This is a genomic window from Streptomyces sp. NPDC016469 (assembly GCF_040632905.1).
Classification (GTDB): domain Bacteria; phylum Actinomycetota; class Actinomycetes; order Streptomycetales; family Streptomycetaceae; genus Streptomyces.
In genome coordinates this window covers 1-20,322 of the sequence record NZ_JBEYCQ010000041.1, presented here as the reverse complement: position 1 = coordinate 20,322, position 20,322 = coordinate 1, and the positions used below count along the sequence as shown (strand labels likewise).

16 protein-coding genes and 1 pseudogene are annotated in these 20,322 nt (G+C 67.3%); 4 read left to right on the top strand and 13 right to left on the bottom strand.

Features of this window, described 5'->3' with window-relative positions; translation table 11 throughout:
- Positions 1-39: 39 nt before the first annotated feature.
- Positions 40-243, top strand: a pseudogene (locus ABZ565_RS31715) (helix-turn-helix domain-containing protein); the annotation flags it as partial.
- On the top strand, positions 244-1,056 hold the full coding sequence (locus ABZ565_RS31710; RefSeq protein WP_361034662.1) for a helix-turn-helix domain-containing protein: 813 nt from the start codon (positions 244-246) through the stop codon (positions 1,054-1,056).
- A 735-nt stretch (positions 1,057-1,791) separates the two neighbouring features.
- On the opposite strand, the gene ABZ565_RS31705 is transcribed toward ABZ565_RS31710, so the two are convergent.
- From ABZ565_RS31705 to ABZ565_RS31695, 3 genes are all read right to left on the bottom strand, one after another.
- A complete protein-coding gene (locus ABZ565_RS31705; RefSeq protein WP_361034587.1) occupies positions 1,792-2,712 on the bottom strand; it encodes a hypothetical protein in 921 nt (306 codons plus the stop codon).
- A complete protein-coding gene (locus ABZ565_RS31700; protein WP_361034584.1) occupies positions 2,709-3,266 on the bottom strand; it encodes a sigma-70 family RNA polymerase sigma factor in 558 nt (185 codons plus the stop codon). The genes ABZ565_RS31705 and ABZ565_RS31700 overlap by 4 nt, the downstream gene beginning before the upstream one ends.
- Positions 3,267-3,837: 571 nt before the next feature.
- Entirely contained in the window at positions 3,838-4,128 is a 291-nt protein-coding gene (locus ABZ565_RS31695; RefSeq protein WP_361034581.1) for a hypothetical protein, read from the bottom strand.
- Positions 4,129-4,176: 48 nt separating this feature from the next.
- On the opposite strand from ABZ565_RS31695, the gene ABZ565_RS31690 reads away from it, so the two are divergent.
- A complete protein-coding gene (locus ABZ565_RS31690) occupies positions 4,177-5,199 on the top strand; it encodes a nucleotide kinase domain-containing protein (RefSeq protein WP_361034578.1) in 1,023 nt (340 codons plus the stop codon).
- A gap of 6 nt (positions 5,200-5,205) precedes the next feature.
- On the opposite strand, the gene ABZ565_RS31685 is transcribed toward ABZ565_RS31690, so the two are convergent.
- From ABZ565_RS31685 to ABZ565_RS31670, 4 genes are read right to left on the bottom strand one after another with little or no spacing between them, the layout of a single operon-like run.
- The gene (locus ABZ565_RS31685) at positions 5,206-5,994 is read right to left on the bottom strand and encodes a hypothetical protein (protein ID WP_361034575.1); all 789 of its coding nucleotides are present in this window, start codon (positions 5,992-5,994) and stop codon (positions 5,206-5,208) included.
- Positions 5,995-6,044: 50 nt separating this feature from the next.
- Entirely contained in the window at positions 6,045-6,938 is an 894-nt protein-coding gene (locus ABZ565_RS31680) for an ImmA/IrrE family metallo-endopeptidase (protein ID WP_361034572.1), read from the bottom strand.
- Positions 6,935-7,348: a helix-turn-helix transcriptional regulator gene (locus tag ABZ565_RS31675; RefSeq protein ID WP_361034568.1), complete on the bottom strand. Its 414-nt coding sequence runs from the start codon at positions 7,346-7,348 to the stop codon at positions 6,935-6,937. The genes ABZ565_RS31680 and ABZ565_RS31675 overlap by 4 nt, the downstream gene beginning before the upstream one ends.
- Complete coding sequence (locus tag ABZ565_RS31670) at positions 7,345-7,638, bottom strand: phosphopantetheine-binding protein (protein ID WP_361034565.1); 294 nt, start codon at positions 7,636-7,638, stop codon at positions 7,345-7,347. The genes ABZ565_RS31675 and ABZ565_RS31670 overlap by 4 nt, the downstream gene beginning before the upstream one ends.
- A gap of 88 nt (positions 7,639-7,726) precedes the next feature.
- On the opposite strand from ABZ565_RS31670, the gene ABZ565_RS31665 reads away from it, so the two are divergent.
- Positions 7,727-8,602, top strand: a complete 876-nt coding sequence (locus tag ABZ565_RS31665; RefSeq protein ID WP_361034563.1) for a nucleoside triphosphate pyrophosphohydrolase family protein — start codon at positions 7,727-7,729, stop codon at positions 8,600-8,602.
- A 934-nt stretch (positions 8,603-9,536) separates the two neighbouring features.
- On the opposite strand, the gene ABZ565_RS31660 is transcribed toward ABZ565_RS31665, so the two are convergent.
- The 6 genes from ABZ565_RS31660 to ABZ565_RS31635 all read right to left on the bottom strand — a co-directional run bounded on the left by ABZ565_RS31660 (position 9,537) and on the right by ABZ565_RS31635 (position 20,101).
- Positions 9,537-12,524, bottom strand: a complete 2,988-nt coding sequence (locus tag ABZ565_RS31660) for a helicase associated domain-containing protein (RefSeq protein ID WP_361034560.1) — start codon at positions 12,522-12,524, stop codon at positions 9,537-9,539.
- Between the two features lie 106 nt (positions 12,525-12,630).
- Complete coding sequence (locus ABZ565_RS31655) at positions 12,631-13,650, bottom strand: ATP-binding protein (protein ID WP_361034557.1); 1,020 nt, start codon at positions 13,648-13,650, stop codon at positions 12,631-12,633.
- On the bottom strand, positions 13,644-15,794 hold the full coding sequence (locus ABZ565_RS31650; protein WP_361034554.1) for a Mu transposase C-terminal domain-containing protein: 2,151 nt from the start codon (positions 15,792-15,794) through the stop codon (positions 13,644-13,646). Before ABZ565_RS31650 ends, ABZ565_RS31655 begins: the two co-directional genes overlap by 7 nt.
- A 53-nt stretch (positions 15,795-15,847) precedes the next feature.
- Entirely contained in the window at positions 15,848-16,555 is a 708-nt protein-coding gene (locus tag ABZ565_RS31645; RefSeq protein WP_361034551.1) for a TnsA-like heteromeric transposase endonuclease subunit, read from the bottom strand.
- Between the two features lie 178 nt (positions 16,556-16,733).
- Positions 16,734-19,394, bottom strand: a complete 2,661-nt coding sequence (locus ABZ565_RS31640) for a Helicase associated domain protein (protein WP_361034548.1) — start codon at positions 19,392-19,394, stop codon at positions 16,734-16,736.
- A 56-nt stretch (positions 19,395-19,450) separates the two neighbouring features.
- Positions 19,451-20,101 (bottom strand): hypothetical protein, encoded by a 651-nt coding sequence (locus ABZ565_RS31635; RefSeq protein ID WP_361034545.1) that lies wholly within the window; start codon positions 20,099-20,101, stop codon positions 19,451-19,453.
- Positions 20,102-20,322 lie beyond the last annotated feature (221 nt).

Genomic DNA, 20,322 nt, shown 5'->3' with positions numbered 1-20,322 from the left:
TGGCCCCCGCGGGCAGTTTCAAGGTCCTCTGGAGAAGACGTGGGACGTCGCATCAACCAACTACCTACCGGGCAGGGAAATCCACGGGTCCTCGAATTCGCTGCCGCACTTCGCGAGCTCCGCGAGCGGGCAGGCAGCCCAACCCTCGCGCACATGGCCACGAGGTGCGGCGTTTCTGCGGCTTCATTATCCAAAGCCTCAGGGGGATATGAGCTGCCATCGTGGCGAGTTACGAAGGCCTACGTGGATGCATGCTCCGGCGATTTAAGGCGGTGGCGTAAAGACTGGGAAGAGGCCCGCCGCGAGATCCGGCCCAGGGAGTTCGTCAATGAAGACTCTGTGGAGTCACTGCATCTGAGCCCTGAGGAGCGGCGGAGGGCGTCTTGGCCCCGCATCTGGGAACGGTGGGACAGAACAGGACTCATCCTCCCTTCACACCGTGCCGAGACATATCTGGACCTCAGGCTTGCTCTGCAGTCCATTCGTGCCTACCGCTCGCTGTCACTGAGACAGCTTGCCCACCTGATGCCCTACTCCCATTCGAGCGTGGCAGCGGTGCTGTCAGGAGCGCGGCCGGTGTCGCCGTACTTCCTGCGAAACTATCTGGAAGCCTGCGGAGTGACCGCCCCCACCGAACTGATCAGTTGGTTTGACCTCCTGACTATGGCCAGCCCTGAGCACCAAAATGATGCAGCTCGTACCCGCCTGATGGCCTTGGCTATGAATGGTCGAAATAGTGCAAGTTCCAGGACTTGGCGCTCTGGGGCGCTGCCAGTGAGTGCCGAGATTGTGCGACTCAGGAAGTTCTCCCTGCAGGCAAGATCGAAAAAACTTCGAGAATGGCTTTCCGTGAGTCTCTCTGATAGAGAGAAGCGCGCCATGTTCCGGCGACTCGAGAAGCGCTATGGAGTGAACTCTGTTGACCTCTCACTGTTTGAGCGCGGCGAGTGGGAGCTCACACTCGTAGAGGTCAACCGACTGGTAGGCGAAGCCAAGAGACTGGGCTACACCGATATAGACCCTCTCGTCGAGTCCGTCTTCCGCAATCCGGCATGACGCCACGGTGTTGCGACCAGCAGGTTAGGTGGTCTGATCGCCGACGCCGGGGAGTGCTGGGTGATGGCTCAAAGCGATACGAGCGGACGGTTCGGCAGGGAGCGCTGTAGTGGCTGCGCGATCGGTGGATGCCGATGTGAGTGAGAAGGCGTTGTTGCTGGGGGTGGAGGAGCATCCAGATGCGGCATTGGTTTTGGAGCCATTGGCGGGTGGTGGGGTGTCGGGGACGGGCCTGTGCTTGGTGGTAGGTGCGTTGCCACAGGATGGGCCAGGGCGGATTGCACCAGAGGTCGATCGTGGCGAGTGTTTGGTGGGGTGGGGGAGGGGTTGGCCTGTTTCTTCGCGAGTTGGTGTTGGCTGTCGAGCCATTGGCCGAGGGGGAAGCCGTCGTGGACGGTTTTGATCGGCGGGCAGAGGTGGCCGTGTTCGCTAGGCACTGTTGCTCGGATCACGTTCTGAGCCAGATGGCGAGGACTGCGAGGGCGATGGTCCCGAGGTAGATGTAGCCGCGTTTCTCGTAGCGGGCGACCGGCGCCACCGCCCACCCGACGCAGGTTCTGCTCATGACCGACACCGAAGCCGCCGACTGGGCCGCCGCCACGGTCGCTGAGAAGATCTGACCGGCCGGACACACCACGGGCCCGGGGGATCAGCCATGACATCCCGGGGGCCCGGCTCAGGGGTTGCTCGCCGTCAGCGATGCCCACGGCCGTGCAGCATTCGCACCGTCCCGATTCACGCGCACGTGAGGTGGTCGGGGATGTTAGTCATGCCGCGTTGGGTGATCACGTAGATCCCTGATCCCGGTGCCGATTCGATCGAGTCGAGCTTGAGTAGTTCGATATCGACGTAGGGCGGCCAGCTCGTGGTCTTTTCTGACCACCACAGCCCGTCCAGTTTGACCCCTGCGAGGTTCGCCTGACGCAGGTCCGCGCCGATGAAGTCGTCCAGGAGGCTCAGGAGGGCCTCGTAGTCCGGGCGGAGATTCTCACTGAGACCAAGCTGGGCGACCACCTCTGCGGTCAGAGCTCGCAGCAGGTCCTGAGCCCGCGCGACGGCGCCTTCCAGGGCAAGGGCGTAGTGCGTGCCCCCATGCTTCTCGACGTACTCGAGCACGCACAGCAGGTCCTGTGCACACAGGGTGGCCTGAGCGGGAAGTGCCTCGGCATCGCACTCGACAAGGAGCGCACGAGTGCAGTTGTCAGCCATCATCCTGTCGGTGTCGAACCGGTGATTCGGGCCTCCCCTCTGCGGTTCGCGCAGGTATCGGGCTTCCTCTTGCTGTGCAAGGCCTCGAGCGCGTTCGAGAGAGCGGATCGCTGCCTGCGCCAGGTGCAAGGCGTGCGCGAGAGGAGAGGTCCGCACAGCCAGACGGGCCTCCACCGGCACCGCCTCGAACCACAGGCCGGAGCCTTGGCTTAGCTGTGTCGGAGCGGTTTCCCTAGGCAAGAATTCGGGCGAGTCAACGCCTCCCGCCAGAATGGCCGCCAGTCCGCCAGACAGGTCCAGAACGCTGGCCAGTCCAGATTCGAGCTGCGCCTGGTCCCTCTCCACCCAGATCTCGTTGAGGCCGGCATTGAGGTCAAGGAGGTCTGCGAGCCCCGTGTCGAACTCCGTGTTCTGCTCCACCCACCACTGTTCGAACACGTCCGTCACCGGTCTTCACGCTCCTCACGCTGTTGCAGGCGAGCAGCAAGCACGCGGCGGGCCTTGAGGAGGCTGGCACGTACGGTTGCAGAACTGATGCCCAGCTCCTCAGCGATCTCCGCAGGAGAGTGGCCGTCGTATTTCCAGGCCATGATTTGTCGCTGGCGAGGAGGAAGATCGGCCAGCAGGCGCAGAAGGTCCTGCTGCTGCTCCCATGCCGCAGCAGCATCCGGTGAGGAGAGAAGCGGAGAAGGCTCCGGAACCTCCTCGCAAAGGTCCGCCTCAGCGCGGCTGATATACCTGACGAGTTCTCGGGAGGCGACTCGCCGCGCCCAGGCCTGAGGATTGTCGATCTCCTCCCACTTTCGGAACACCTTGATCATGGTCTCCTGGGTGAGCTCGGTGGCTATCGCCAGGCGTGCTCCCTGCCGGATGAGGAAGCCGACCAGTGTGGGCGTGAACTCCTTGTAGAAGGCCTCGAACTGTGCGGTGGAAAGGGAGGCAGAAGCGCTTCGGGCTGGTTGTGCCGTGCCCGTGGCTTCCCGAGGTTCACGATCGCTCATGCTCGCTGCTCCCGTTCACGACCAGGCGCAGACGGCTTCCATCCCCACACTGTCCGTCGAATCTCCCTCCCCGCGGGAGGGCCTGTGCGATACCAACGAGGTAGGCACCCCGCGCCTGCTCTTGCCGCACGCGCCAGCGAAGGCGAAGCCACAAGGCCAACGGGCCGGTCACAAGGCCCGCGCATAGGCCCAGAGTTGAGAAGTCCATACTAGGTAGAGGGCGTTGAACCGGTGAGCGTGAACTCCTCTCACAGATTGCACGACGACTAGCTTTCCTCTCACACCGGACGTGACGAAGATCCGGCGTCCCACAGCGGTCAGCCAGGTCAGGCCAGGGCGGCCCTCGCCCACCGTCCGGCTGGGAGACCCGCCATCCCCGCTGCTGGAGCCCGTCGCCGGCCTGATGCGGTTCAGTGATCGTTGCTATGTGGTGGAGCTCGGACGAGCTGCCTGAGTCTGGGGCAGGCCATGGCGGTGAGGGACTGGCGCGCTTGGGCTTGAGGCGAGAGGACTGGATGCCGAGCGGTATTGGGTGGCGTTGTGTGGGGTGACCTGTGGGGGCGACGGGTCGTTAGGCCGGCGTGGTGCGGCGTGGGCCGGGGGTCCGTACGGCGGGTAGATCGGCTCGGTCTTCGTCGTCGGCAAGTGTGTCGGCTGGCAGGCGGCGGTAGTGGTGGAGCAGAGCTGCCACTTGTTCGGGCTCGACCTCGATGGCAGCCACCAGTGCGGCCAGTAGTTCGGCGCGGGAGGTACGTTCACCGGCTGCTGCGGCCGCGCGGACCAGGATGTTCAGCCTGCGGTCGATGTCCTCGGGCCAGAGCACCGAGGTTGCGCGCCGCTGCTGATGGCACAGCAGCTCCATGGCTCCTCCTCGGTGACAGCGGGTGTATATCAAATATATATTGCGTGCATGGTGACGCTGCTGCAAGACCGTAAGGCTTCCTCGCGATCCGGCCCAGTGCTGGGAAGGGTGCGGGTCGCGGGCAGGGAACTGCGGCCGACGCCGGTCTTCGACACCTACTGGCGATTTGCTTCTGCCCGGCAAGCTGTCTATGAGGCTCGCCTGGCCCGGCGGGCGCAGCCGTGGACCGATGATCCGATCCTGGCCAAGCACCGGTTCACCAACTGCTACCGCGCCGCTGACCGGGTCAGTCAGGCCGTGATCGGCGATGTGATCTACCAGGGCCCGCAGGAATGGGAGGACGTGTTCTTCCGCACGCTGCTGTTCAAGATCTTCAACAAGGAGTCCACCTGGCGGCTGATTTCGCGTGAGGTGGGGGAGGTGTGCTGGGAGGCGTACGACTACCGGGCATACGACCAGGTGCTGTCAGCCGCGTTCGGCCGGGGGGAACGGTTGTACTCGGCTGCCTACATCGTGCCTCCGCCGCAGTTGGGTGAGGAGCGAAAGCACCGTAACCATCTGCGGCTGCTGGAGATGATGATGATGTCCAGGGCTCCGGAGAAAGTTCTGGGCGCGTCTACGCTGCGGGAGGCTTATGAGGTTCTGCTGGGCTATCCGGCCATCGGGCCGTTTTTGGCGTATCAGTTTGTGATCGACCTCAACTACGCAGCAGAGATGTCGTTCTCGGAGATGGACTTTGTTGTTCCCGGCCCTGGAGCGCGGGACGGGATCCGCAAGTGTTTCGGTCCGGCGGCGGACGGTATTGAGGCCGAGGTGATCCGGTACATGGCCGATACCCAGGACGAGCACTTCGCCCGCTTGGGGCTGCCCTTCTCCGGGCTGCGGGGACGCTCGTTGCAGTTGATCGACTGCCAGAACCTGTTCTGCGAGGTCGACAAGTACGCGCGCGTCGCCCACCCGGACATCGCCGGCATCAGCGGCCGCAGCCGTATCAAGCAGACTTACCGTTCCTCGACGGCGCCGGTGCCGGCTTGGTTCCCGCCCAAGTGGGGCCTCAACGGCTCCTGTTGACGACCCCTATGCGGCCAGGATCGGAGTGTCGCTCAGCAACGGCCGTATGGCGGTGATCGGCCCGTCCAGGTAGGCGTGCCCGGCCACTACGGTCAGCGTGCCGGGGGACAGGTCGGCCTGGTTTGCGATGTAGGCCAGGAGTCTGCCCAGGCCCAAGTAATTACCGTACGCGCGTTCGAACATGTAGTGGCTGCGGTACAGCGCTGCGGCGTGCACTCGGCCGTCGCGGTCCAGTTGGAAGGAGACGTGGCTCAGGCAGGGAAAGCCGCGGTAGAGGTTGTCGCGGTCGGCGGCGTGCACGAGCAGCTCGGCCGGCACGTCGCCGTCGGTGGGGTGTGCGAGGTCAGCTTCGTAGGCGGCGGTCATCGGCCCTTTGCCCGACGCCTGCTTGCGTAGGCGGTTGATGATGTTGCCGATCTGATCGATGTCGGTCTTATTCGCGCCGGGATAGGCGACCAGACGCCCGAAGTAGGTGCCGTGGGCGTTTCCCGGGAACTTCTTCAGCCGCGAGTACATGGCCCGGTATCGGGCCACGAGGTCGGCGTGGTCGGCGGCTTTGGCTGCGAGGCCGGCCGGGAAGAGAGTGCCGGCGACCGTTTCGATCGGCTCGTGACGCTTGCCGAGACGCAGCCGATCCAACTCTTGACGGAAGTCCATATCGTCGACGGTGGGAGCGGTGATGCGCACCACCGTGTGCAGGCCTGTGCGTGAGGGGTTGTCCTTGCGGTCCAGAGCGTTGCAGGCGGCGATCCAGGCGCGAGTGACATCACGGCCGGTGACCTCGAAGCTGTTCATGAATCCTCCTAGCGCGGTCGAGGGTCAACAAGGGGGCCGGCGGCAGAGCGTCAGTCCGGCCAGACGTCGTGCACACCGGCGCGTGGGGCATCACGCACTACCGTCAGCTGCACCGGCTCGTCCAGGCCGGATATCGACACCTCCAGCCCGGCGGATCCACAGAACTCGTCGGTCACCACCACTGCTTCGGCCTCAGGCGCCTGCCCATCGCCCGTCCAGCGGACCAACCCCTTAGGCACGGAGATCAAGGAGGCATTGTTCCCCTGGGCGATCAGCACATCGCCGACGTCGGCATGCACTTGCCGCAGATGGGAGGTAGCAGTGACGACATGAACGTGAGCGTTAGCAGGCAAGACCGCTCCGCCCACCAGGGAGTTGCGGAGCGCGGCCGGAGAGATTTTCGCCCACCGGCGGGCACGGTCCGCTTCCAGTAGACGAAGATTCTGCATCTGCCGCAGCGTGCCTGTGTAGGAGGTGCCCAGCTCCCTCGCCAGTAGATACACGTGCTCCGGGCTGGTCGGCTGCCCCTGGCAGATTCTTTCGAGCCCTGCCAGGACCGCCGGGCGTGGCATGAGGAACCAGGCGGCGAACGCCTCTGCGGTCTTCTCTTCGTCCGGCCAGCTGCCATTGCCCCAGCGCAGTGCCGGGCTGAGGTCGTCGTCGGCCGCGCTGCGGTGCCGCAGCTGGTGGTGCCCGAGCTCGTGTGCCGCGGTATGCCGCTGCGTGACGATGTTCAGGTTGGCGTTCAGCAGGACGGCTGGCCCCTTGTCGGCGGGGGAGATATAGACGCCGAACAGGCGCGGCATCGGCTGCGCCATCCCTATGAGGTTGGCCCTCTTCAAGGCCTGGTGCACGGGCACGTAGCGGGTACGGTCGATGCCAAGGTCTCGGTGGGCCTGGGCGGCTGCGATTCCGGCGATGCGGTGCGCCACCGTCCAGTTCACCGCCGGTTGGCCTGTTCCGCGGAGTCTTCCTGCTCCTGTTCCTTCTCGGCCGCGCGCCGCAGCGAGAGGTACTCGGCGAACTCCATCACCGTCTTCTGGTCGCCGTCGGTCAGCTGGGCCAGCGCGCGCGGCAGCCCCGCCAGGGCATACTCGCCTGCGTCAGCGTCCTCCTCCTCGGCGAGGAAGTACGTCACCGGCTGCCGGTACAGGCGGGCGAGCTTCTTCAGCTCCAGGCTGTCCACACGTCGTTCGCCGCGCTCGATGTCACTGATAGCCGAACGGGGAATGCCGGTGTTGTCGGAGACGTACTGCTGCGACATGTTGAGGTAGTCACGAGTCTTCTTCAGCCGCTCGCCGAGCTGGACGAGCTCGGGATCGCGGGTGCGGGCCTCGGAAGGGGAGGGGGTCATGGCTGCTGCCTTTCTAGGATGGCTTCCTGCACCGCGCGGGCGAAGGCATGCACGGATCGGGTGGCCTGGGCGGACTGGCGGTCGGCCGGGATGACGATGGAGTAGCGCTCCTCGATGCGCGTGAGGATCTCCACGATCAGGAGCGAGTCGACCGGCAGCTCTGCTCCACCGTCCTCAAGCTCGACCCTCACTTCGACCGCGGTCTTCTCCTGCAGCTCTGCCAGGAACTCGATGACGACCGAGACGATGTCATCGATGTCCGGTGTGGCGGTACTCAGAACTCCCTCCAATCGTCTGTATTTCCAACGTCGCTGTCCTAGGATACGACAATGTCGGCCGATCCGACAGTAGTGTCCCAGGATCAGACAAGGGTGAGGCATGGACTTCAAGCGCTACCAGCAAGCCGCCATCAAGACCCTCCAACCCCCCGCCGAAGACACCGACGCGGTGCTCGTACCTCTCCTCGGCCTCACCGGCGAAGTCGGCTCTCTCGCCACCGCCTACAAGAAGCGCCTGCGTGACGGGCCTGCCTACGAACAGGGCAAGCACCAACTGCGCGAAGAACTCGGCGATGTCCTGTGGTACGTCGCCGCCGTCGCCCACCGCTTCGATCTCGACCTCGACGACATCGCCGCCGCCAGCCTGGAAAAGACCAAAGACCGCTGGCGCCCCACCCCTGACACCGAACACACTCGTTTCGACGACCACTTCCCCAGCCATGAACGTCTTCCGCGCCAGACCACCCTTACCTTCACGCCCACTCTCCGAGAGGGCCGCACCGTCATCGTCCTCACCCGAGAAGACGGCACCCCTGCAGGTAGCCCCCTTACCAGCGCCTCCCACATCGAAGACGACTACCGCTTCCACGACGCCTTCCACCTCGCCCACGCCGCCGTGCTCGGATGGTCCCCCGTCACCCGCTTCCTGCTCGGCCGCAAACGCAAAAGCGACCTCCGCACCGACGAAGCCGAAGACGGCGGCCGTGCCATCGCCATAGAGGAAGGCATCTCAGCCCTCGTCTTCTCCTACGCCGCACGCCACCGCTACTTTGCCGACATCAAGCACATTGACAACGAACTGCTCACCACCATCAGCCAGATGACTGCTCACCTCGAGGCCAGCGTCTGTCGCGCCGCAGACTGGGAGCAGGCCATCCTCACCGGCTACACCACCTGGCGGCAGCTGCGTGAACAAGACGGTGGCACTGTCCACCTTGACCTCGACCGGCGCCTCCTTACCGTCGACCCGCTATGACCTAAGGGCCCAACGGAAGACACCCGCTGCGCATCGAGTGCTGAGGTCCTGAAGCGATACATGTCAGTGCTGCATAGACGAGGGGGCGAGAGCCCCTCGCACCCCCTCGTCTATGCGGGTGCTGGCGATTGGCTGCCGCTACCAGGGTCGGTGGGCGGTAGTGCTCCTGGCGGCGGGTCGGGTGGTGGCTGGGGAGTAGTGCCGACGGCTGTGGCTTGGCGGTAGTCGATGATGGCTTGGATTCTTTTTTCGGGGTCTGTTATCTGGTCGAGTGTGGCTGCGAATTTCTCATCGACCAGTGTTCCTTTTCGCTGGCGTGAGTGTTCGAGAATCAGGCTGGTGAGGGGGACGGCGAGGTATGCCGCGATGACGATCACTCCGACGGCCCACCAGGGTGCGCCGCCCAGGGCGCCGGTGAGGACGGCGGGGAGTCCGGCCAGGAGGCCGGAGACCGGGGCGAGGGAGGACGAGTTCATCGCGTGGATGCCCTTCCAGCACGTGACGGCTGGGCCGCCTCATGCCTGAACGAGCCGTGCGTGGACGGCTGGGACGGGGAGAGACGGCACTGGTGTGCCGTGGTGTGAGGGCATGCCGAGGGCCGGCGTCGCCATAAGGCGGCCGGTGGTGTTTTACGGCAGGCCTGCCAGCCCCTTGGGGGACCGGTTCGCTGGTCCCGTGGGGTTTGTCAGAGGATTTGCTAGGCGGTTTTAGCGGAGGTTTTCTTCGGCTTTTTGGGCAGGGCGGGTCAAGAGAAGCAGCTAACAAAAAGACTGCTGATAAAGCCCTTAAGCCGGTTCATTGAACCTTTTCCGCGCCGCCTTTCTCTTACTCGTTGGTCTCGTGCGTCCTCTTGCGGGCACGCCAGACCTGCTCACCAGTATCGGTCATCGCGGCACCGTCTGGGGCCTGTTCGAGCAGATCAGTACCAGAAGTTCTACCCGATCGCGGCTGGCTGAAGGATTCGGCTGACCAGGTCGGTGGTGCTAGCCAGAGGGCTGGTGATCAGGCCGACTGTGGTGAGGAGGTGTTGTTGGTCGGGGTGGAGGAGCGGCCAGGAACGCCGCTGTTTGTTGATCCAGCGGAGGGCTGCTGGGTGGCGAGGGTGGGTGCGGGCGTGGTGGTAGGTGCGTTGCCACAGGATGGGCCAGGGCGGGTTCCACCAGGGGTCGATCATGGCGAGCATCTGCTGGGTGGGGGAGGGGCTGGCCCGATTCTTCGCGAGTTCGCGCTGGCGGTTGAGCCATTCGCCGAGGGGGAAGCCGTCGTGGACGGTTTTGATCGGCGGGCAGAGGTGGCCGTGTCCGCCAGCCCAGGTGCGGGCGTGTTGGAGTGCTTCGGCGTGGGGCCGGGGGCGGGGGCTTGCCGGCCACTGTCCGGCGGTCTGAGCGGTGATGCCGATCGCGTTCAGCAGGTGCTGCTGATCTGGGTGGAGCTGGTTGTACTGGAGGCAGGCGCGGGTGATCCAGCTGCCCAGGACGGTGCCCGGTGCTGGGATGCGGGCGACGGGGTCGTACGGTTCGCCTGCTTCGATGTGGTTGCGGGCGCGGTAGTAGTTGCGCTGCCACTCGCTGTTCCAGGGCGGGTTCCACCACGGGTCGATTGCGGCCAGCTCGGTCAGGTGGGGTGAGGGCGGCAGGCCGTCGCGGGCGCGTTGTTTGGCCCGGTTGCGCTGGCTGATCAGCCACCACCCCAGCGGATACCCGTCGTGCCGGGTGTCGCGAGGGGCTGCGAGGTGGCCGTGTTCGGCTGCGTAGGCGCGGGCGTGTGCCACGGCTGTTTCGAAGCCCGGCCTCAGGTCGGGGCGGTGCCTGAGGCGGCTGCGGGGCTCGCGGGGACGCTTGGGTTCGGCGGCGCGTCGTGTGCGGCGTCGATGGGTGGAAGCGGCAGGATCCGCACCCTTTCCGGCCGGGCTGGGCTTGTCTGTCTGCGGAGCCGGGGCGGCAGCCGGTCTCGTCGGTGCCGTCCGTGAGTATTCCCGGGCGCTGCGTGCCACCTCGGCAGTGATGCCAATGTCGGTGAGGAGTTGCCGCTGCTCCTCGCTGAGCTCGTCGTACGTAGCGCTCTGGCGCCACAGCCAGTCGGCGGAATCCGGGTCGGCGAGGTCACTGAAGCCGTTCTCAGCCTGGAGGAGACTGCCGACTGCGGCGTCACGAGCCCGGTAGTAGTGGCGCTGCCATGACAGGCCCCAGGGCGGGTTCCACCAGGGATCGATGTCTGCGAGGGCCTGAGCCCGTTCGGCGGGCAGGGGTCGGCGATCAGAGCGACGGCCCCTGCGCTGGTTGCCCAGCCACTGGCCCAGTGGATAGCCGTCGTGCATAGCCGCGTGGGCGACGACGGCGAGGTTGCCGTGGACGTCGGCGAACGTGCGGGCATGCGCCAGGCCTACCTGGAAGCGTTCTGCGTAGCTGCGCCGTCGGGGGTGGGCGGCGGCCGCCGCCGCGGCGTCGATCCCGATCTGGGTGAGGAGGCGTTGTTGTTCGGGGTGGAGGGCCGGGTAACGGGTGCACTGCAGGTACAGCCATTCGCCCAGGCTGTAGCTGGTGGTGGGAAATCCGCCGGCGGGCTCGAGCGGGCCGTTGGCTTCCATGTGATGGCGGGCCTGGTGCCAGGTGCGCTGCCACAGGGTGCTCCAGGGCGCGTTCCACCACGGATACAGCGCATAGAGGGCGGCGGCTTGGTGGGTGGGCAAGCGGGTGTGGCGGGTGCGCAGGTTGGACAGCCACGTGCCCAGCGGGTAATCCCCCGAAGCGCCTTCCTTGGGGACGGCCAGGTGCCCGTGCTGCTGGTGGTAGACACGGGCATACACAAGGCTTCTCTCGAAGGCGCGTTCGGCTTGAAGGCTGTGGCCGCGCAGCCGCATGACGGGCTTTGGGAGAGGCGGAGTGCCGTCGGCGGCCGGAACATGGGGCAGGAGGTCGCTGAGAGGGCGAGGCCGGTGTGCCGAGTGCACCCTCCACAGCGCCTTGTGCGCGGTGGCCTCACCAGAGACGCGGGTCCTCACGCAGGAGTGGGCCCAGGTGAACAGCGGTCCGTGGGTGACGGAGGCGAGGCGGTGGACGAGCCACGACCGCTGCAGCTCATGGGCGACCTCGGTCAGAAGAGCGGGTAGCTCACCAAGACGGTAGGGGAGATGGCCGCCCGATTCGGCGACAGCGCGTTGCTGCAAAGGGCGGCTGGCCAGCAGACGGGCGAGGGCGACGGTCTCGGGATAGGTGATCAGGTCGCGTGCGGCCACCTTCCACCAGCCGGGATCGGCGCCGTCCGGGCGTGTGGCATCGAGTCGCGCCGGCCAGGCGCGTTCCTGACGGGGCCAGGGCTGCTCCCACCAGGAGTTGGTGGCGGCACGAGCGACCTCGAACGCCTGTGCCCCGATGGGGGAGCGGTGCAGCAGCCTGGCGTGCCCCCGCTGGGCTTCGATCACTTCCGGGCACCGGCCGAGGGGGACGGTCAGCCCGCCTGTGTGGGGCAGGTACAGGAGCCAGTACCGGTGGCGTGCGCAGACGCGCTGCTCGGGTGCGAGGTACCGGCGCGCGGGCACCTTTCGTCCGGTACGGGCGGCGGTGCATGCGGGGCAGGCCGGCCCCCATGCGGCGACGACCTCCTCACCGCGCAGTAGCCGCCCGACCGGGCCCGTCCCGTACTTGCCGTTCGGCTCTTCCCGCGTCCACGCGGGCAGCGCCTGCTCGAGCACGTGCTGCGGAACATGGCAGAGTGCGGCGACCCGGTCGCGTGCCTGGGCGTTAAGGTGGATCTCGCTGTCCGGGTTCAGCATCCCGGTGAGGTTCTGCAGGCCGCCGACGTCGGTGACGGCGGCGAGCACGTCACGGATCCCGAGGTGGTACCGAGCGGCGATCCTGGTCAGGAACGACAGCGTCAGCTCGCCGTTCAGCGCGGCGATGCGTCCTGCCGCGCCGCCGCTCATGTCGGGCACGATGCTGCCGGATGCCGTCCGTTCGCGCTCCGCTCGTCTGTTCCGGGGCAGGCGTGCGGGTGCGGGCGTGCTGGACCGGTGCGCCATTGCGGATGCCCTACGTGCGCCGTGCGGGCCGGGACGGCCTGGCCTGGGCTTCGGCGGCCGCGTCGAGTTCGACCTCGGCGAGCAGCTGCTTGGTGATCCGCTCGGTGCCTTCCGTGATCGCGATCAGGGCGGCTTCACGGATGAGGTGGGAGAGACTGCCGATCCGTCCCGCGGTGCGGGCGTGGAGGTAGGCGGCGTGCTTGACCAGGGTTCCGGTCCGGTGTGCGCGCAGCCGCAGCAGGTTCTCCATGGCCCGCACGAGGTCGTTCCAGACGGCCCGGTCCTGCTCGGTCGCGTACGCCATCGGCCGGTGCCTGAAGAGCTTGAACCGGCCAGCGATCTGGGCCCCGCGCACTCCGCTGAGCAGTGAGGAGGTCTCGATGTCGATCGCGGAGTACACGAACGTGGCCGGGATGCGTTCGCCGAGGTACTTCAGCTGGTCGGAGGTTTCCGCGCCGGCGCGCCGCTGGGTGTCCAGGAGGTGGACGTCGTCGACGAGGACCAGCTGGGTGCCCAGCTCGCCCAGCAGGTCGCACACGGCGCCGGTGATCTGGGTCTGGTTGAGGCGGTCGGTGATGGGCATGTTGAGGAACCGGGCGAACTCGCTGACGAGCATCTTCGGGGTGGCGGCCGGCGGCACGCTGATGAACAGCACAGGCCTGCGCGCGGCCTGCCCTGGGTGTTGGCGTGCGTCGGCCAGCTGGAAGGACCGCCCGAGCGCCATCATCGTGGTGGTCTTACCCGTGGTGGCCGGGCCGGAGATGATCAGACCGCGGCGGGCGCCGGCCTGCTGGCGGCGGTTGACCAGCAGCAGCCGCCGCACGGCGGTGAAGACACTGTCCATGGCCGGGGTACGCATGACGGCGAGTTCGGAGTGGTAGTCCTCGCGCTCCGTCTGCGACCAGACCGGGTCGGCGGCATCCCGGGCGGGGGCCGGCGTCCGGTGAACGAAGGCGTCCCAGCCCTGCCATACGGTCGGAGGGGCCAGCGGGGCGAACCCGGCGGTGTCGTTGGGGGACAGGCTCACCATCGCAGGGACTCCTCGACGGGGTCGTAGACCGTGACCCGGGGAGGCACAGGCGTATCGGCTTCCTGCGCCAGGCCGGCCGAAGGGCCGCTCAACAGCGCGCCGTCAGCCGGCCCGATGCCCACGCCACCGTCGCCGGCGCAAGCCTCCTTGTCTTCGCCGTCATCGGCGAAGACATCCTCACCATCAGGCTCCAGCACCCCGGCCGGCGGCTGCTGGCCGTACAGGATCCCCCATACTGCGCCGTCCTCGTTCGCGGCGGCACCGGCGCGGGCCCGGGCGGCGACGATCTTCTCCCGGCGGGTGCCGTGTCCGGCGGTTGCGCGTTCCAGCAGTTCGCGCAGGGCGAGGGCCAGGTCGTGTTCGTGGCTCACGCGGCTGCCGCGCTGGGCGACGGTGCGCCTGACGTGCTGCCAGGTGAAGTCGGTGAACGTGGCGGTGACCAGGGTGCGGTGGATCCAGGGCACCGCCTCCCAGCGGTATCCCTGCGGCAGGTCGGCATCCGGCAGACGCACCCAGACCTGGCCGGGGGCGTGCGGGTTGTAGTGGATCTCCCACAGGCCGTCCGCCGTGGGGGAGGCCTCGCCTCGGTAAGGGTTGAGGATCTTGTGGTCGTAGGTGCGGTAGTCGATGCGGATGCCGTAGTCGTTGATCTTCTGCCGTTTGACGGGCATCAGCTCGATGTAGTCCTCGCGCCCCAGCGGTACCGGGACGTACCCGCATACGGCGACCAGCGCCGCCCACATCTCGTTCGGTGACAGGGCGCGGCGGGGCATCATCGGGTGCCGCAGCCCGTCGTGCTCGCGCTCCTGCCACCCGCAGACGATCCACTCCTGCAGCAGTTCGTCCAGCTGTGCGAGCGTCCAAACTGCCTCGCCTTCCGCGTCCCGGCCGCGTTCGCCGGTGTGCGAGCCCGTGTAGCCGGCGACGTGCTGGGCGAACAGCGTGTTGATCGAGGAGAACGTGCGCTCCACCTGCCCTTTGGCCGGCCCGTTGCCAGGCGGCGCCGGCTGCAGGGAAATGCCCAGCGATCCGCAGGCGGCGACGAACGAGGACGAGACGAACACCCTGCTCTGATCGACCACGACGGTCTGCGGGGTGATGACCGGCCGCGCCGCGGCCCCTTCCAGACGGGCGTCCACGCTCTGCAGCCGCTGGTAAGGGATCACCGAGCGTTCCATCGCCAGCGCCTCGGGCCAGTCAGGCCGCATCGGCGCGGGAACCATCATCTGCGCCAGCAACTGCGCCGCGTCCACACTGCGGGTCCCCTTCGGCCGCAGCACAGCAGCGCAGATACTGCGGGTCGCCACATCCAGCGCGATGGTCAGCTCGGGCCGCTCCACCACCCCGTCGTCCAGCACCACGAAGACATCCAGCACGGTGCTGTCCATCATCACCAGCTCACCCGGCGCCGTTACCGTCGTCGGCACGAACGGAGGAGCCGGCCGCGCCGAGTGCCAGCGGCGCTGTCGCGCACTGCCCAGCAGCCCGCGCCCGTCGGCCAGGGCGTGCACCAGCCGGTTGAACGTCGCAGTCGAGGGCAGCGCCACCGCCCCTGGGCCGTACCGCTCGGCCAGCAGCCGCTCGGTGTACATCCGAAGCCGCCCCAGCGTTCCGTTGGAGCGTTCCTGCCCGGCTTCCAGTACCTCCCGCAGAGCGGCCACCACCCGCTCGTCCGCACGCCCCAGCGCCGACCGGGGCCGCACGGTCCGCTGATCCACTAGCCCCCACACCCCGCCGTCGCGGTAGCGGGCCCGCATCCGCCGCACCGTCACCGCACTGGTCGGCAAGCCCGCCGCTGACAGCTCCGCCGCCTTCGCCTCCTCCCGCTGCGCCAGCGTCCGCACCTCCGGGTCGTACTCGGCCCGCGCAGGGTCGACCTCATTCGATCCGCCCGGGTGCCCCGTCTCCACCTCCCGCACGTGCCCCTCCCAGGCCAGCGCTCGCTCCCGCACCGTCGCAGGCAACGAATCCAGCAGGCCCAGCGGCGCTACCCGGTGAGCGCCGGGCCCATCCACAACCTCGAAGCCCTCGCCGGCGAACAACAGCGACAGCAGCAGCGCTGCCATCTCACCGTTCTCCGCGGTCAGCCGCACCTGCCCGCCAATAAGGGCGGCCACCGTCCAGGTCCGGCCCTCGAAACGCACCCGCGACCCCACCTCGACCACCGGCCCGGCAACACCCCGGCCTCCTGCCCTCCTCACGCCGACCGCGCCCACACCGGCATCCGCTCATGCATCGGAGCGCCCAGATCCGCAGACAGCCGCCCCGCCCACAGCGCATGGAACAGCGCAGGAAGGACCACCATCGGATCCCCGGCGGTCCTGCGCACTCCCTCCCACAGCGGCGTACGCCCGGCGAACGACTCCCCCAACGCCGCCGCCAGCTGCTGTCCCCCGTAGTACCGCGGATGCCGGTACCCGGCCAGCCAGGCCACGTTGCGTCGGTACACCGGATCGACCGGCCCCAGCACCCAGTACCGCCAGCCCACTGCAGCACACACTTCGCCGAGCACCGCTGCCAGGGACCGCTGCCGTGGCGAAAGCTCCTCGCCGGCGATGCAGTCCGCCAAGACCCCCTGGCCGTCAGTGAGCCGGAGCATCATCTGCGGGACATGTGTGCGCACCTCGTCCCGCTCCCGCCATCGCAGTTCCAGTGGCTGGCTGGCCAGATACGTCACGCGTGGGTCGCGGTCGAGCAGCATCACATGCAGCCGCATCGGCCCGGAGCCGTAGTGCACCAGCCGTCCGGTGGTCGCCGACCACCACCATCCCGGCGCCGTGTGCTTGCCCTTGCGGACAGGAAAGGGCTTCAGGGGCGGACACTGCTCGAAGGGCACTTCGGCGGCCGCCGCGGACCACGGCGAACACTCCGTCGTGCCGCCCGCAGCCATGAACCGCACGTCCACGGCCCCGATATCGCCCGGCCCCGCTCCTGTCGCATCCCACTCCACGTTTCGCACACAGGGCCAAACGCTTATCGGCTCATCCGGTAATGGGCATAACAAGCCAACCGGGCGCGCCAGCCGCAGGCCCGTCCGCCGGCTTTGCCCGGGCGTCCGTGACCACGGGGGCGGGCGACCGCCATCAGTCGTCTTCGGGATCTGCTGCCCAGGCGTAGCCGAGCTCGACGAAGGCTGCTCGCTGCTGAACATCCAGGCGGTCACGTCTGGCCTTGTGGTTGCTCAGAAACACACCCAGCCTGATCAGCGAACCGTCCGGCAGCTCTTCAACGTGTGCTCTTCCGACAACAGTTCTTCCTTCCCGCGCAATGTACTGAGCCAGGGCTGCCAGACCGCGCTGGAAGGATGACGCCTTCCCAGCGCCCTCGGCTGCTGGGGCGGGGGCGGGGGGTTCGGCGGGCTCCACGCCCAGCTTGGTCAGTCGTTCCTGCTGCTCGGTCGACAGGTGTGCCCAGGTGCCCGGGTTCTTCTGCCGCTGTAGCCACCGTCCGATGTCGTCGCCCTTGAAGACGACACCTGGTTCGATGGTCGGCAGGTGGCCGTCGGCGTCGACGAGGTCGGCGAGTACGCGGTAGTGCCGCTGCCAGTCCAGCGGCCACGCGCAATTCCAGTCCTCATCGACCGCCGCCAGCTGCTGCGCGCGCTCCTCAGCCCGGTCCGGGTCCTTGCCGAGGCCGCCCTTGCGTCGGAGGTTGGCGAGGTGCTGGCCGATGGGCACCATGGCTTCGCCCTCGCCCCACACCGCGTCCTGGCGGGGCGCGAGGTGTCCCATGGTCCGCCGGTAGGAGCGGAGCATGGCGAGCTTGTTCTCCCAGGCTTCCTCGCCGGGCTCCCAGACCATTCCGGCCTCCGGCGCGTCCAGGAGGGTTTTGCGCCGTTCCTCCAGCTCCCCGGCCCGCAGTGCCTTTCTCTGCTGGTGCACCCACCGCCCAAGCGGGAAGTCCTTCGTGACTCCCACCTCGACCTTGACGTCGTACGGGACGGCGTAGACGCCGGTGATCTCGTTCTCCGCTCGCCAGCGGATCAGGGCTTGGTAGCCCTCCAGCCACACCAGGGACTCGGGGCGGTAGACCCGGGTGCGCAGGAACGCGGAGATGGTGGCCGCGTCGCGGGGGCTGGAGAAGTGCAGCAGCGCGGACTCGGCAGCGGCGTCGGCGCCCTCGTGCTCCTGGGCCTCGCCGTCGACGTCGTTCTCGCCGCTGACGCCGACGATTTGCCCGTCCTCGTCACGCTGGACGTGGACCTTGCGCTGTCCGCTGGTGAGTGCGCGGGAGGCGAGCTGCTCGACCAGGCGCTCATCGTGCGAGCGTAGGCCCTGGAGCACAGCGACCAGTCCGGCATATGAAGACGAGGCGGCCATGTCCTTCGGATCCTCCCCGGGCTCCAGGAACACCGGGACGATGATCCGGGCGACTTTGGTGGAGCCGTCGCGGTTGAGGCGGAGCGTGCGGCCGATGTTCTGGACGATCTCGACCTGGGAGCCGCGGGTGTCGGCGAAGCAGATCGAGTCGACTCCCCGTGTGCCGGTGATGTCGACCCCCTCACCGAGGACGCGGCAGCTGGCGAGGAAGGCGCGGTGGACCCGGTGGCCGGTGGCGTCGATGCCGTTGGCGAACTGCCGCAGCACTTCACGCCGCTCGGCGACGAGGTGGTCGCCGCACAGCCACGCTGACCAGACCCGGTCCGGGGGGACGTGGCGGCCGGCCTCCAGCTCGTAGAACTCCGCGTCGATTGAGGATGCGGGGAGCTTGTCCGCCTTCGCCAGGTCCTCATCGGAGGCGTCGTTGAGGTACAGCTCCGCGGCCGTTTCGGGGAGCTTGTCAGCGAACGCGCGTGCCTCATCGACCTTCTGGTGGAACGTCATGACCGTACGCAGGTTGTACGCCGCCGCGTGCTCCAACAGGGCGGTCTGCAACAGGGCCAGTCGCCGGCCCCGCTGCGCCTCCTCCGACTCCCCGAGAACCGGCGTGGGATCGCGGATTTCGAGCACGTCGATCTCGAATCCGGCAAGGATTTCGCGCTCGATGGCCTCGCTCAGACCGAGCTCCGCGAGCCACGCCCCGTAGGTGCCGTCCGGGTCGTCGGCCATGCTCGCGATCTCCTGCTCCTGGCCGTCCGCGCCCCGCTGGGGCCGGGGAGCGGCGAGGATGCGCGGGGTTGCGGTGAGGTAGAGCCGGAAGTCCGCGGGGATCCGCTGGTTGTCGTGGATCGCTGCCCACGGACGGCCAAGATCACCAGCGGTTCCGTGTGCCTCATCGACGATTGCGAGGTCGAAGCCGTCCATGCGCTGCCCGTACAGGCGTTCTCCGCCCGCCAGAGCGGTCTCCAGTGGCCCGCGAACTTTCCGCTGGCCTTCGTCGGGTGTGTCGGTGTCCTCGCGGTCTACGAGGGAGGCGTACGTGGCGAGCACGACGACCGGCCCGGTTCCGGCCCAGAGGGCGAGCTGGATCGGGTTGGTGGTGGTGCGCACCCCCAGCTCGTTCAGCACCGCGTCGTTCTCCAGCGAGCACACCGCGACCATCGGGGCTCGGTGGCCCACCAGGCGCCACGCCTGGGCGGTCTGCGCGAGCAGGTCCAGGGTCGGCACGGTTACGAGGATCCGGCCGTCCGCGAAGCTCTCCAGCGCGCACGCGGCGGCCGTGATTGTCTTGCCCGAGCCGGTCGCTGACACGATCGTGCCTCGGGCACCCTGCGGGGGCACGGATGACCTTGCAGGAAATCCCACCCATTTTCTGAACGCCGACTTCTGGTCGACTTGATGTTCCCTGAGCGAGACTCTCGACATATCGGGTCCCTTTTCTTGTGGGCACGGTTTTCGGTGGTGAGGTCATCTGGGTCTGTTTATGTGTCGAGTCCTCTGAGTCCCCAGGCGTCGAGTCCGGCGTAGATCGTGGCGGTCCGGCATGGGGGTGCGTGCATGACTTCGGCTTCGCCGCGGTAGATGGCGATGAGCGAGTCGGTGCCGCGCCACCAGGTGTCCGCGATGCCGGCCACCTCGGGGACGGCATCGAAGCTGTCGAGATCGAGGCCGTCCACCTCTTCACCCGTCAACGTGGTGGTGCTGCGAGCGCACCGGCGGGCGTGGTCAGCCAGCGCCAGTGCCTCCACCCACCCTTCGATGCTGGCGTGCAGGGGGGCCCAAGTACCGGCATGGAGCCCGAACTCTCCGCTGGGCCCGATCATGAAGGCGTAGGGGAGCGCAGTGCGCTGCTGGCCGGCGCTGAAGTGCCAGTCCGGCTCAGGCCCTTCAGGTACGTCTCCGCTGAGAGTCCGAGGCCCACCGTCGTAGTGGGGAGAAGGAGGAAGCACGAGGCCACCCCAGACGGCCTCATAGGCGGACACCCGGTCGATCTGCGCCTTGGGGACGCCGTGCTCCATCCATTTGGCTCTGTACTGCTCAATGTCAGTACGGCCAGCCCAATGACCGTGGGCTCGAATGAAGTATCGCGCCCTGCGCGTGATGCCTGCCGGTATTTCCTGATCGATCACCATGACACCCACCTCAGCATCCCTCGTGTTTCCACCAAACCTACATGCTGCATCACTCTGATGCGCTCACTACATTGGAAGCCACACCAACGAGCGGCCACCCCTCCCCGTAGCCAGCCGCCCGCGAAGCGGGCTTCTTGGTCCGGGAGCGAAGCGGACGGACCGGGGTGGAGCGAAGCGGAACCCCTGATAGGCAGCCACGAAGTGGCTGCCTATCAGGGCAT